This is a genomic window from Sphingobium cyanobacteriorum, from assembly GCF_030580935.1.
In the GTDB taxonomy this organism is placed as follows: Bacteria; Pseudomonadota; Alphaproteobacteria; order Sphingomonadales; family Sphingomonadaceae; genus Sphingobium; species Sphingobium cyanobacteriorum.
In genome coordinates this window covers 237578-250510 of the sequence record NZ_JAUQOM010000004.1, presented here as the reverse complement: position 1 = coordinate 250510, position 12933 = coordinate 237578, and the positions used below count along the sequence as shown (strand labels likewise).

The following is a 12933-nucleotide window of genomic DNA, read 5'->3' as shown; positions in this document are numbered from 1 at the left end:
AAATTACACCAATGCCGGGGGGAGTGGCCCTCGGGCTACGCCCTCACGCCACTCCCCCCGGCATGTAACACGATGGCCTGGTTTTACGCCGCCGAATGGCCGACTTTTGCTCCGCCGTTGACAGAGGGTGTCGCCGGGTCGGCACGCTCGGTTGTGGGTGGCGGGATCGTGGAGGGCCTGTTCCTGTCGTGCCAGTCTGCGCGCAAGCTGGGACTGCGATCCACGGGCAACGCTGACGGTTTTTACAATCTGCGGCTTTGCAGTGATGCCGCAGCGGGCGACTTGCAGGCGATGCTGCGACGGCTGGATTGCGGCCTGTTCGTCACTGACTTTCTTGGCGGTTCGACCGATCCTGCCACCGGCACCTGGACACGCGCGGTCAGGGGCTTCTGGGTGGAAGGTGGAGCGGTTGCGCATGCAGTAACGGATGTCACTCTGGCCGGATCGATGCCGGTCATGCTCCAGAATATCCGCGCCATTGGCGACGATGTGGAGCGGCATGATGCGATCCGCACCGGATCGATCCTGATCGATGACATGCAAGTGGGGGGCGGCGCATGAACGGTGGCGAGATCGCGCTGGCGCGCGTGCAGGCGCAATTGTTCGGTCCGGCCGGTCTCAGCCAGGCGGCGATCGAACGGGCGCTGGGCGAACTGGCCGGCGGTGGCGCCGACCTTGCCGAACTATATTTTGAGACGGTGCGCAGGCGCAGTTGGGTATTGGAGGGCGGCCGCGTCATTCACGGCAATTTTTCCTTGCGACAGGGGGTGGGCGCGCGGGCGGCGCATGGCGGGCAGGTCAGCTTCGCCCATTCCGCCGACATTCGCGAAACAGGACTCCTCGATTTGGCTCATGCCGTTCGGTCCCTGGCACGTCATGGCGATGCCGCGCGGCATCCCGCTGGCCTCGCGCTGGACCGGCTCGCTCCGACGCATGCGCTTTACCCCCCGGCAGAGGCTGTAACGGCGGTTGACGCAGCCGCCTGGATTGCCGTTCTGGAGCGGATCGATGCCATGGCCCGCGCGGCCGACAGTCGGATCGTGCGTGTGGATGCGACTGTGCGGGCCAGCGATTCGCTGATGTGCGTGGCGCAGGCCGATGGCAACAGCGCTGCCGATATTCGCCCGCTCTCGATCGTTTCGATGATGGTGGTGGCGGAACATAAGGGGCGTCGGGCGCATGGCCAGGCTGGACTGGGCCGCCGCGCCGCCGTCGATGGTTTTGACGAGGCCGCCATCCAGGCGATGGTGTCCGAGGCGGTGCAGATGGCGCTGATCAACCTGGAGGCCATCCCCGCGCCGGTGGGCGAAATGCCCGTTGTGCTGGGGCCTGGCTATCCTGGCGTGCTGTTTCACGAGGCGGTCGGCCACGGCCTGGAGGGGGATCATCATCGCAAGCGGCTGTCCGCCTTCGATGGCAGGATCGGCGAGCGGATCGCGCCGCGCGGCGTGACCGTGATAGACGATGGCGGGCTTGCCGACCGGCTGGGGTCGCTGGGCGTGGATGACGAAGGCACATGTCCCGACCGGACCATGCTGGTGGAGGACGGCGTTTTGAAGGGGCTGATGCAGGATCGCCTGAACGCCGCGCTGATGAACGGCCGGTCCACCGGCAATGGGCGCCGGCAATCCTATGCGCATCTGCCGATGCCGCGCATGACCAACACTTTCCTTGCCAATGGCGCGTGCGATCCGGGCGAGATTATCGCCTCGATCGACCGGGGGATCTACGCCACGGCGCTCAGCGGGGGGCAGGTCGATATCGTCAGCGGACGGTTCAACTTTTCCACGGCCCAGGCATGGCTGGTGGAAAAGGGCAAGCTGGTCGCTCCGGTACAGGGCGCAACATTGATCGGCGTCGGACATGAAGCGCTCAAGCATGTCTCCCTGGTCGGCAACGACCTTGCCTTCGACAGCGGCATGGCGACGTGCGGAAAGCAGGGACAGACACTGCCTGTCAGTGTCGGACAGCCGACGTTGCGGATCGATCATATGACCGTTGGCGGGCAGGGCGGCTGACGCTTTGCCCATCCCGATCAGGATTTCAGAGGAACTTCAAAAAATGAAAAATGCGAATGAGCACGACTTTGAAGAGGTCGTCATGAAGAATGAAAAGCCTGTGCTGGTCGATTTCTGGGCCCCTTGGTGCGCGCCGTGCAAAGCGCTGGCCCCGACGCTGGAGGAACTGGCCAGGGAATATGCCGACGAAATCGATGTGGTAAAGGTCGATATCGATGAAAATCCGGCGCTTGCCAGCCGCTTTGGCGTTCGCGGCATTCCCATGCTGATGATTGTCCACAATGGGGAGGAGAAGGGGCGGACGGCCGGCACCATTTCGCGCAGCCGGCTGGATGCTTTCGTCGACGCGCATGTGGACGACAATTGATGCCTGACATCGCCTTTCATGCGGACCCTGCGATCAAGGTGGACGCCCAGGCCCGTTTGCGCGGGCATATCGATGCCAAACGCTTCATATTCTATCCCGCCTGGGAAGATGGAGCCGCCAATGTCATCGGGGCGATCATCCAATCGGGCGACCAGCAGGCCTATGCGGACCATCTGGGCTACCCCATCGCGCTCGTCACGGCGCTCGATTCCATCGTCAACGCCTATTCGACCACCCCTCTGGCGGCGGAATATGCCCAAAGCTGGCTCGACAGGACGCCGGTGGGGGCAGACCTTTCGGACATTGTATCGCAAGCCATCATCTTCTTGCTGGAACGGCCCGAACTGGTGGCGCATGCGCGTGGCCATGCGGGCATCGAAACCGCGCGACAGGCGATCCTTGCCCTGCATCGCCGTGCCTTGCAGGGCGATGCGCCGGAGCGAAAGGCATGGAAAGTCGTGCGCCTGGCCGCCGTCACTGCCAGCGACCAAGCGAAGGATCCGCTCGTGCGATGTGCCGGAACGGTTGTCGAGGCGGCCGCCTGGCCCGGCACGATGCGCACTGTTCTGCACGATGTGCTGGGAGCATCGGGACGGCTCGAACTGAAGCAACTCATGCAGGAGATCGGCTGGACGGACGAGGAAGAAAGCCAGGTCTTTCATATTCGCGAACAAGCCGAAATTGACGGCCGCATGGCTGAACTATCGGGGCTGGACCGTGTGCTGGGGCTTCTCGATGCCGACAATCCCCAGCTTGCGGGCCGCTTCCGCCAACGGCTCGATCAGTTCGAAAAACTGGGCCATGTGTATCGGTCGGCCGGTGCGGAAATCCTCGACCTTTTCTCCCGCGCGCCGGTTCCGGTCGCTTCAAGGTAAGCAGCAATACCATGAATCCCTTGCTCGATTGTCATGCCTTGCCGCATTTCGACCGCATCGACCCGGCTGATATCGAACCGGCGCTCGACCGGGTGCTTGCCGATCATGAGGCGGTCGTCCGCCACATCGTCGGCAGCAGGCCGCAACGCTTCGACCTGGCATGGATGCCCCTGGAGCGGGCGGATGTCGCCATATCGGCGGTCTGGTCGGTGGTTTCCCATCTGTGCGGGGTGGCCGACACGCCAGAGTTGCGCGCCGCCTATGCTGCCGGTCAGGCGCGGCTGATAGCGCACAACAGCAAAGTCATGCAGAATGAGGCGTTATACGCCGTGCTGGCCGACCTTCGTGCGGCCGATGGCTTCCGGCATCTGGCAGACGCCGACCGCGCGGTCGTGGATCGCGCCCTGCGTGATTTCAGGCTGGCGGGCGTGGCATTGCCACCGGCTGATCGCGCTCGATACGCCGAAATCCGCCTTGAGCTGTCGGCGCTATCCACCGCCTTTGGCAATGCCGTGCTGGATGCGACGGACGCCTGGTTCGAACATGTCGAGGATGAGGCGATGCTGGCAGGTATCCCCGCCGCCGACCGCGCGATGTTCGCACAGGAAGCGCACAAGCGCGGCCTGACAGGCTGGGTGGTGACATTGCACCAGCCTAGCGTCAGCGCCGTGCTGGGCTTTGCCGACTCGCGCGCACTGCGCGAGCGGGTCTATACCGCATCGGGTACGCGGGCGTCCGATCAGGGACCACAGGCGGGCCGTTTCGACAATAGCCAGCGTATGTCCCATATTCTCCAGTTGCGGGCGGAAGCAGCGCGGCTCCTGGGCTTTGCGGACGCGGCGGAGTGGTCGCTGGCCACCAAGATGGCGGCAAACCCGGCGCAGGTGCTCACCTTCCTGCGTGATCTGGGTGATAAGGCGCGAACCGCCGCGCAGCGCGATCTGGACAGCCTGCGTGCGTTTGCAGAGCAAGCATTGGGGCTGGAGAGCCTTGAACCATGGGACATCGGCATTGTCGCGGAACGGTTGCGCCAAGCCAGATATAGCGTCGATGAGCAGGAAGTGCGGGCCTATTTCCCGGTCGATCGCGTGCTGGCCGGATGGCGCATGCTGCTGGAGCGCCTTTTTGGCATCCATCTGGTCGCACGGCCGGACATTGCCGTCTATCACCCTGACATATGCTATTATGATGTGCTGGATGAGGGTGGGACTGTCTTTGCCGGCGTCTATCTCGACCTGCATGCCCGGCAGGGGAAGCGTGGCGGTGCCTGGATGGCGCAGGCGCGTCCCCGGATCAGCGATGGCGCTGTGCAACGCGGCCCGGTTGCCTATCTGGTCTGCAATTTCGCGCCGCTGATGGAAGGCAGTCCATGTCTGCTTAGTCACAAGGATGTGCAGACATTGCTGCACGAGACGGGCCATTGCCTGCATCACCTGTTCACCCGCGTCGATCGGCCCGACATTGCCGGGACCAACGGGTTCGAATGGGATGCGATCGAGCTGCCCAGCCAGTTGATGGAGGATTTCGCGTGGGATCGCGATATCCTGACCGGCATGTCGGGCCATCATCAGACGGGTGAGACGCTGCCGGGCGCGCTGTTCGACAAACTGCTTGCCGCCCGCCACTTCCTGTCCGGCATGGCATTGGTGCGGCAGATCGAGTTCGCGCAGTTCGACCTGCTGCTGCATGCGGGCGAGCCGGACGATGACCCGATGCGCGTGATCGAGACGGTACGGAAGGAAGTCGCGGTCGTGCGGCCGCCCCACTGGCACCGTTTTCCCCATGCCTTCACCCATATATTTTCGGGCGGCTATGTCGCCGGCTATTATGGCTATCTGTGGGGAGAAATCCTGGCGGCGGACGGTTTCCAGCAATTTGCCGAGGCAGGCCTGCTCGACCGGGATACCGCGACGCTCTTTCGCGAGGAAGTGCTGTCACGCGGTGCCAGTCGGCCGGCGGCGGTCAGCTTCCGGGCGTTTCGCGGGCGCGATGCAGACCCGCAGGCATTGATGCGGCGGCACGGGCTGGCATGACAGGAAAGAGGATCAACGCCCTGCCGCCCCGCCTGTGGCTGGAAGACGCGGTGCAGCGGATCGAGGCGGACTTCAACCGCTCCTCCGACACGCACCTCATTCACCTGCCGTTGCCGCTCTATCCCGGCATCGACCTCTATCTGAAGGATGAAAGCAGCCACCCGACCGGAAGCCTCAAACACCGGCTGGCACGTTCGCTGTTCCTCTACGCCCTATGCAATGGCTGGATCGGGCCTGACACCACCTTGATCGAAGCGTCATCGGGGTCGACAGCGGTTAGCGAAGCCTATTTCGCGCGCATGCTGGGGCTACGCTTCATTGCGGTCGTACCTGCGGCGACCGCCGCGCCCAAAGTGGATGCGATCCGGTTCCAGGGCGGCGAAATCCATGCCGTGGACGATCCACGCTCGGTGTATGAGGTCGCGCATCGCCTGGCGGCCGAGACGGGCGGCCATTATCTTGATCAATTCACCTTCGCTGAGCGTGCGACCGACTGGCGCGGCAACAATAATATTGCGGAGAGCATCTTCAGCCAGATGGCGCAGGAGCGTTTTCCCATTCCTTCCTGGATCGTGTGCGGGGCGGGCACGGGTGGCACGTCCGCCACGATCGGTCGTTTCCTGCGCTATCGGCGCCATGATACGCGACTATGCGTCGCCGACCCGGAGCATTCGGTGTTCCACCGCCATTTTGCGGACAAGGCGATAACCGCCCTGCCTGCGGGCCTTGCCAGCAGCATTGAGGGGATTGGCCGCCCCCGCGTCGAGCCGAGTTTCATTCCGGGCGTGGTCGATCGGATGATTCCGGTTGCCGACGGCGACAGCATCGGCGCCATGCGCGCCCTTTCCAGTTCGCTTGGTCGCACAGTGGGAGGATCGACCGGCACGAACCTCTGGGCGTGCCTCAGGATCATCGAGGAAATGGCACGCGCCGACATGACGGGCAGCGTCGTGACGCTGCTGTGCGATGGCGGCGAACGCTATGCCTGCACCTATTACAAGGACGCCTGGTTGTCCGACCGCGCCATTGCGTGGCAAGAGAGCAGCGAAAAGGTGCGCCGCGCCCTGGCTTCATCGATGCCCACTGGGACGTGAGCCGGGGATATGCGCTTGTTTCCTTGCAGCGGCAGGCGATGCCGTCAGGTCATGGCGTATCGACGGGCATGAAGCGGAGATAGGCGTCGGCACAGGCGGTCGGCGGTCTTGATCTCCATAGGCCAGATGCCCTGATGTGAAATAAAAACTATATTGCGCCAATAACTCTACCTGATATGTAGAAAATGTCTTGGCGGTGCGATTGGCTTGTCGCATCGGGATGTCATCATCCGGCACAGCCCGCGGTTTTTGATCGGGAAGCAGCTTGCGCCGCGTGACCAACAGCTAAAGCGCGCGATGCCAAGGCGACCACGCCAGGATCGTGTTCCCTCCACCAATGGAGTGTGAAGCGATGAACGAAACCACCATTCTCTCATGCGCAGCCTGATGACGAGCCACTGATGGCAGTCATTCACGGTCTTTGATCGTCCGTTCCACGCCTCGCACCTGATGAGGCGGGCGCGATCCTGCAATCACCCTTCGCTACGGTGCCGCGCCGTTCGCGATGCGCTACTGCGTGCGCACCCAATGCGTGGCTCCAATGATCCCAGGAAAAGTATCCGACGATGATTTCAAGGCATGACAAGATTCACATCACAGCCTGGTCGATACGCATGCTGCTGCTCGCCGGCATTTCGACTGTCGCCCAGGTCGCCCAGGCAGGCACTGCCTCCGATGGGACTGCCGCCTCCATGCCGGAAGAGGGCGAAGCCTCCCCGATCGTCGTTACCGCCCGGCGCCGGGAGGAAAGCGCGCAGGATGTGCCGATCGCGCTCACCGCGATCGGGGCGGATGATATCGTAAAATCCGGCAACTATACATTGACCCAGTTTCAGCAACTCGCGCCGAGCCTTCAGGTGTTTGCGCTCAATCCCCGCAATACGAATATCAATATCCGGGGACTTGGCTCCAACGTGGCGACGTCGGTGGACGGGCTGGACAATGGCGTGGGGGTCTATGTCGATCAGGTCTATCTCGGCCGCGTCGGCCTGTCCGCTTTCGACCTTGTCGACCTGCAACAGATAGAGGTGCTGCGCGGGCCGCAAGGTACGCTGTTCGGCAAGAATACGACGGCAGGCGCGATCAATATCACGAGCCGCGCGCCAGGCTTCGATCCCGGTTTCGAGGGTGAACTGTCGGCGGGTAATTATGGCTATCATCAGGTGCGGGCCTCCGTGACCGGCGGCCTGATCGACGATGTGCTGGCGGTGCGCCTTTCGGGTTCCGACACGCATCGCGACGGTTTCGTGCGCAACATCCGACAGGGCCTGCGCGCGCAGGATAATGACAGCAGTTCGCTGCGCGGCCAGATCCTGTTCAAGCCCACGCCTGATGTCTCGCTCCGGGTCATCGGCGACTGGGCACGGCTGCATCAGCGTGGCATCGTGCAGCCGATCGCCGGCATTTTCACGACGCTGGATAACGGCGCGCCGATTGCCAACAATGTGGTCCAGCGTGCCCAGCGGCTGGGCTATACGCTGCCCACGGTCGATCCCTTCGCGCGACAGGCGGACGCCGACGGCTTCTATCAGATCAAGATGAGCCAGTGGGGCGCGACCGCCATCCTCGACTGGACCATTCCGGGCAACCTGATCACCTCCGTCACCGCCTATCGCAAGTGGACGTGGGAACCGCGCAATGATGCCGACTGGCTGGGCATTCCCGTGCTCGACGCCGCCCACACGAATAATGACCAGCGCCAGTTCAGCCAGGAACTGCGCATCGCATCGACGGGCGATCGCCCGATCGACTATGTCGCGGGCGTCTATTATTTCTGGCAGAAGAATGTGGGCACCGGGGAAACCCGTTATGGCAGCGCCGCGCCGTCCTGGTTTCTGGGAGCCAGCACGCCGGTCAGCAATGCGACTCTGAATGGTTTTGGCGCACGCACCTTTTCCAATCCCGTCACCAACAGTTATGCCGCGTTCGGGCAGGCGACCTGGCACGCCGATGATCGGCTCAGCGTCACGGCGGGCCTGCGCTACACGCATGAGAAGAAGCGCGGCCGCTTCGTGCAGACCCCGTTCGGGCCGACACCGACAGGTTTCACCCCTGCCCAGGAATCGACGATCCAGGGGACGCGCGCCGCCTTTGCCCGCGCGATCGACTATGGCACGGCGCTGGCCGACAACAGCCTGTCGGGGACGCTGAACGTCGCCTACGCGCTGTCCGACGCGGCGCTCGCCTATGCCACCTATGCGCGCGGCAACAAGTCGGGCGGCCTCAACCTTACCGCCCTGCCGGCAGGGGTGGACCCGGAAGTGAAGCCCGAACGGGTCGATCATTATGAGCTTGGCTTCAAGAGCGAATGGTTTGACCGGCGCGTCACCCTCAACCTCGCGGCCTTCTGGACCGATGTGAAGGGGTATCAGACGGCGGTGACGACGACCGATTCCACCTTTGGCTTCCGTCAATATATCGCCAATGCCGACAAGGTGCGCAGCCGCGGGCTGGAGGCGGACCTGCGGGTCGAGCCTGTCGCCGGCCTGATACTCACCGGGTCGGGCACCTTTGTCGATATCACCTATCGTGACTTCAAGAATGCGCCCTGTCCGCAGGAAGCGCCCAACCTGCCAAGCCGCGTCTGCGACCTTGGCGGGCAGCGGGTGGCGGGGTCGTCCCGTTACGCGGCGGCGCTGGGCGCGGATTATAGCGCGCCGATCACCGACCGGATCAGCGCCTATGGCCGTGCCGACTATAGTTACAGGTCCAACTATTACACCGCCGTCAACAACAGCCGCTATTCGAAAGTGCCGGGCTATGCCCTCGTCAATCTGCGCGCAGGATTGCGCAGCAGCGACAGCCGCTGGGACGTGTCGCTATGGGCGCGCAACCTGTTCGACAAAAATTATTTCCAGATCCTGACGCCCGCCGACACGGGGCTGGTGACAGGGATCGTCGGTGATCCGCGCACCTGGGGTGCGACCATAAGGACGAGCTTGTGACCATGGCCCTGTCGCCGTCGCATCGCGGGAAAATCCGTTTGCTGCTTGTCGGCTTGATGCTGACGCTGGGTGGCTGTGGGGCAGGGGGCGGCGATGCGCAGCAGACGGTGCTGCGCATCGGCGACCAGGTGCATGGCCTTGAAACGCTGCTGAAGGCGACGGGCGAGGACAGGCCGACCGGCTATCGCATCGAATGGTCGAACTTTCTGGGCGGCCCCGCCGTCATTGCGGCGCAGACCGGCGGGTCGGTCGATGTCGGCTGGATGTATGAAACACCACTGGTGTTCGCGCAGGCCGCCGGCAGCCCGGTAAAAGTGGTCGCGGCGGCACGGCCGGTGACGCCGGGCGCGTCGTCCGTCGCGCTGGTGGTGCGGCCGGACTCGTCGATCCGGTCGGTCAGGGATCTGCGCGGCCGCAAGGTCGGCCTGATGCCCGGCACGGTGACGCAATATCTGGTGGTCCGGCTGCTGGAGCGCGAAGGCTTGTCCCTGTCCGACATCCGCCCGGTCACGCTGGGCAGCGTGTCGCCAGCGATGCTGGACAATGGCACGATCGACGCGGCGGTCACGGTCGATCCCTATCTGTCGCAAATGCTGCTGTCGGGCAAGGCGCGGGTGCTGGCGAGTGGCGGCGCGCCCCTCACGCCCGATCTGCAATATGTGGTTGCGTCCGACAAGGCGCTGGCCGACCCGGCACGGGCCAAAGCGATTGGCGATCTCATCGCGCGGATCGGGCGAGCGCTGCGTGCACGGCAGGCGGACCCGGACAAGGCCGTGCCGGTCTATACCAAAGCATTGAACCTTCCGGCCCCGGTGATCGGCCAATATCTGCGGCGTGCCCCTGCACGCCTCGCCCCGATCGACAAGGCCGTGGTCGCCGACCAGCAGGTGCTGGGCGACACATTCCTGAAGATCGGCCTGATCCGCAAACCCAATGATGCCGCCCGGCTGTTCGACCATCGCTACGATGCGCTCGTGCGGGAACAGGAGAATATCCCGTCATGACCCAGCTATCGTCCATTGCCGACCCCGGCCCGCTGATCCCCGCGAGCGGCCGGACCATCGTCATCCCGGCGCGCCGCCTCTCCTTTGCGCGCCGCGCCATCGGCCCGGTCGCCATTGCCCTCCTGTGGGGGCTGACGACCGGCCTGGGATGGGTCGATCCGTCGGTCCTGCCTTCCCCCGCCGGACTGGGCGAAGGATTCGTGCGGCTGTGGACGGAGCAGGATCTGCTCTGGCAGGTGGGCGTGTCGCTGGCCCGTGCGCTTACGGGCGGCGCGATCGGCATGGCGATCGGTCTGGCGCTGGGCACGGCGGCGGGGCTGTCGCGGCTGGGTGAGGAATTGTTCGACGCGCTCATCCAGATGCTGCGCACCGTGCCGTTTCTCGCGCTCGTCCCGCTGTTCATCGTGTGGCTGGGCATCGGCGAATTGCCCAAGCTGCTGCTGATCGCGCTTGCCACCTGCTTTCCCATGTATCTCAACGCATCGGCGGGCGTGCGCAATGTCGATCGCAAGGTGATCGAAGCGGCGCGCAGTTTCGGGCTGGCAGGACCGCGCCTGATCCGGGAAGTCGTGCTGCCGCTGGCGCTGCCGTCGCTCATGACGGGCTTGCGCTTCTCGCTGGGCGTGTCGGTGCTGGTGCTGATCGCGGCGGAGCAGATCAACGCATCCGCCGGCCTGGGCTACCTGCTCAACAATGCGCAGATATACCAGCAGGTCGATGTCATCCTGATCTGCATCGTCATCTACGCGCTGCTCGGCCTCGCCGCCGACCTGGGCGTCCGGGCGCTCGAACGGGTGCTGATGCCGTGGCGCACCGGCATTGCGGCCAGATAGGAGAGAAAGATCATGTTGAACGTCGTAGCCCCGCAAAGCTGGCGCAAGGCATCTGCATCCGCCGCGACGCTTGCCCCGGTATCGGTTCGGGCAGAGCGGCTTACCCGACATTTTGGCGGTCGCCCCGTCCTTGATGGACTGGATCTTTCCATCCATGCCGGCGAATTCGTTGCCCTGCTGGGCGCGAGCGGCAGCGGCAAGACAACGCTGTTGCGGATCCTGGCCGGGCTGGACGCGCCCGACCATGGCGAGGCATGGACGCCCAGGGCGCGCACGGTCGTGTTCCAGGAACCGCGCCTCATTCCGTCCCGCACCGTCTGGCGCAATGTCGTGCTCGGTCTTGACGGCGCGGCGGCGCGCCGGGACCGTGCCGTTGCCGCGCTGGCGGAAGTCGGCCTGTCGCATCGCGCCGACGCATGGCCGGCAACGTTGTCGGGCGGGGAGGCGCAGCGGGCGGCGCTGGCCCGCGCGCTGGTGCGTGAACCGCGCCTGCTGTTGCTGGATGAACCGTTCGCTGCGCTGGACGCACTCACCCGGATCAAGATGCAGCGACTGATCGCGTCGCTGTGCGAGGCGCATGGGCCTGCGACGCTGATCGTCACCCATGATGTGGACGAAGCGCTGCTGCTGGCCGACCGGGTGCTGTTGCTGCGCGATGGCGCGATTGCCGTGGATCGCCGCATCGACCTGCCCCGCCCACGCCGTACCGGAGGCGCCGCCTTCGACGCGCTGCGCACCGACCTGCTTGCCGAATTGGGGGTCGCTGCGGGGGTGTGACCCCATGCCGGCCCCTGCCCAGACCCTGAATCCAAGAAGGAGGACCATCATGACCGATCTTCGTTACATCAACGCCGCCGATCCCGCCTCGCCGCTGGACATCACCCCCGTCACCGGCCGGATCGGCGGCGAAGTGCGCGGCGTGACGCTGGGCGCGACCCTGTCGGATGGTGACATCGCCGCGATCCGTCAGGCGCTGGCGCGGCACAAGGTACTGTTCTTCCGGGGGCAGCATCATCTCGACGATGCGGGACAGGAAGATTTCGCCGCGCGGCTGGGCCGCACCGTCGCCCATCCCACGGTGCCGATCCGGCCGGGCACGCGGTCCATATTGGAGATCGAATCGCGCAATGGCCGCGCCGCCAGTAGCTGGCATACCGACGTGACCTTTGTGCCCGCCTATCCCGAAGCATCGATCCTGCGCGGCGTGGTCATCCCGGAGGCAGGAGGCGACACCGCCTTTGCCAACACCGTGACCGCCTACCAGGACCTGCCCGACCTGTTGCGGGACTTTGTGGATCGCGCCTGGGCAGTGCACAGCAATGACTATGACTATGCGACCATCTATGACGACGCCACCGACGAAGAGCGCGAACAGTTTCAGAATGTCTTTGCCTCGACCGTGTATGAGACGGAGCATCCGCTGGTCCGCGTCCATCCCGAAACGGGCGAGCGCAGCCTGGTGCTGGGCCATTTCCTCAAGCGGATCATCGGGTTGTCCAGCGCGGATTCGGCGCGGCTGTTCGCGATCCTTCAGGAGCATGTGACCAAGCCGGAAAATGTCGTGCGCTGGCGCTGGAATGTCGGCGATGTCGTGATCTGGGACAATCGCGCCACCCAGCATCGCGCGGTCGCCGATTTCGGCCAGCAGGCGCGCATCGTCCGCCGCGTGACGCTGGACGGCCCCGTGCCCGTTTCGATTGACGGACGCCGCAGCCGGGCGCTGTCCCCGACCGAACAGATCGCCGCTGCCGCCTGACCCCTCCA

11 protein-coding genes are annotated in these 12933 nt (G+C 64.5%); all 11 read left to right on the top strand.

Features of this window, described 5'->3' with window-relative positions; genetic code table 11:
• Window positions 1–72 precede the first annotated feature (72 nt).
• The 11 genes from Q4610_RS11365 (at window position 73) to Q4610_RS11315 (ending at window position 12925) form a co-directional block, all read left to right on the top strand.
• Entirely contained in the window at window positions 73–561 is a 489-nt protein-coding gene (locus tag Q4610_RS11365; RefSeq protein WP_304536064.1) for a metallopeptidase TldD-related protein, read from the top strand.
• A complete protein-coding gene (locus tag Q4610_RS11360) occupies window positions 558–2018 on the top strand; it encodes a metallopeptidase TldD-related protein (RefSeq protein WP_304536063.1) in 1461 nt (486 codons plus the stop codon). Before Q4610_RS11365 ends, Q4610_RS11360 begins: the two co-directional genes overlap by 4 nt.
• Before the next feature lie 4 nt (window positions 2019–2022).
• On the top strand, window positions 2023–2385 hold the full coding sequence (trxA, locus tag Q4610_RS11355; RefSeq protein WP_304536062.1) for a thioredoxin: 363 nt from the start codon (window positions 2023–2025) through the stop codon (window positions 2383–2385).
• Complete coding sequence (locus Q4610_RS11350) at window positions 2385–3260, top strand: hypothetical protein (protein ID WP_304536061.1); 876 nt, start codon at window positions 2385–2387, stop codon at window positions 3258–3260. The genes trxA and Q4610_RS11350 overlap by 1 nt, the downstream gene beginning before the upstream one ends.
• An 11-nt stretch (window positions 3261–3271) precedes the next feature.
• Window positions 3272–5293 carry a M3 family metallopeptidase gene (locus Q4610_RS11345; RefSeq protein ID WP_304536060.1) on the top strand — a complete coding sequence of 674 codons (2022 nt, stop codon included), beginning with the start codon at window positions 3272–3274 and terminating at the stop codon, window positions 5291–5293.
• Window positions 5290–6387: a PLP-dependent cysteine synthase family protein gene (locus Q4610_RS11340; protein ID WP_304536059.1), complete on the top strand. Its 1098-nt coding sequence runs from the start codon at window positions 5290–5292 to the stop codon at window positions 6385–6387. Before Q4610_RS11345 ends, Q4610_RS11340 begins: the two co-directional genes overlap by 4 nt.
• A gap of 614 nt (window positions 6388–7001) precedes the next feature.
• Entirely contained in the window at window positions 7002–9332 is a 2331-nt protein-coding gene (locus tag Q4610_RS11335) for a TonB-dependent receptor (protein WP_304536058.1), read from the top strand.
• Between the two features lie 2 nt (window positions 9333–9334).
• Window positions 9335–10336: an ABC transporter substrate-binding protein gene (locus tag Q4610_RS11330; protein WP_304536075.1), complete on the top strand. Its 1002-nt coding sequence runs from the start codon at window positions 9335–9337 to the stop codon at window positions 10334–10336.
• Window positions 10333–11169, top strand: coding sequence for an ABC transporter permease (locus tag Q4610_RS11325; RefSeq protein ID WP_304536057.1), 837 nt, complete (start codon window positions 10333–10335; stop codon window positions 11167–11169). Before Q4610_RS11330 ends, Q4610_RS11325 begins: the two co-directional genes overlap by 4 nt.
• Before the next feature lie 12 nt (window positions 11170–11181).
• Window positions 11182–11946 carry an ABC transporter ATP-binding protein gene (locus Q4610_RS11320; RefSeq protein ID WP_304536056.1) on the top strand — a complete coding sequence of 255 codons (765 nt, stop codon included), beginning with the start codon at window positions 11182–11184 and terminating at the stop codon, window positions 11944–11946.
• Between the two features lie 49 nt (window positions 11947–11995).
• A complete protein-coding gene (locus Q4610_RS11315; RefSeq protein WP_304536055.1) occupies window positions 11996–12925 on the top strand; it encodes a TauD/TfdA dioxygenase family protein in 930 nt (309 codons plus the stop codon).
• Window positions 12926–12933: the final 8 nt, after the last annotated feature.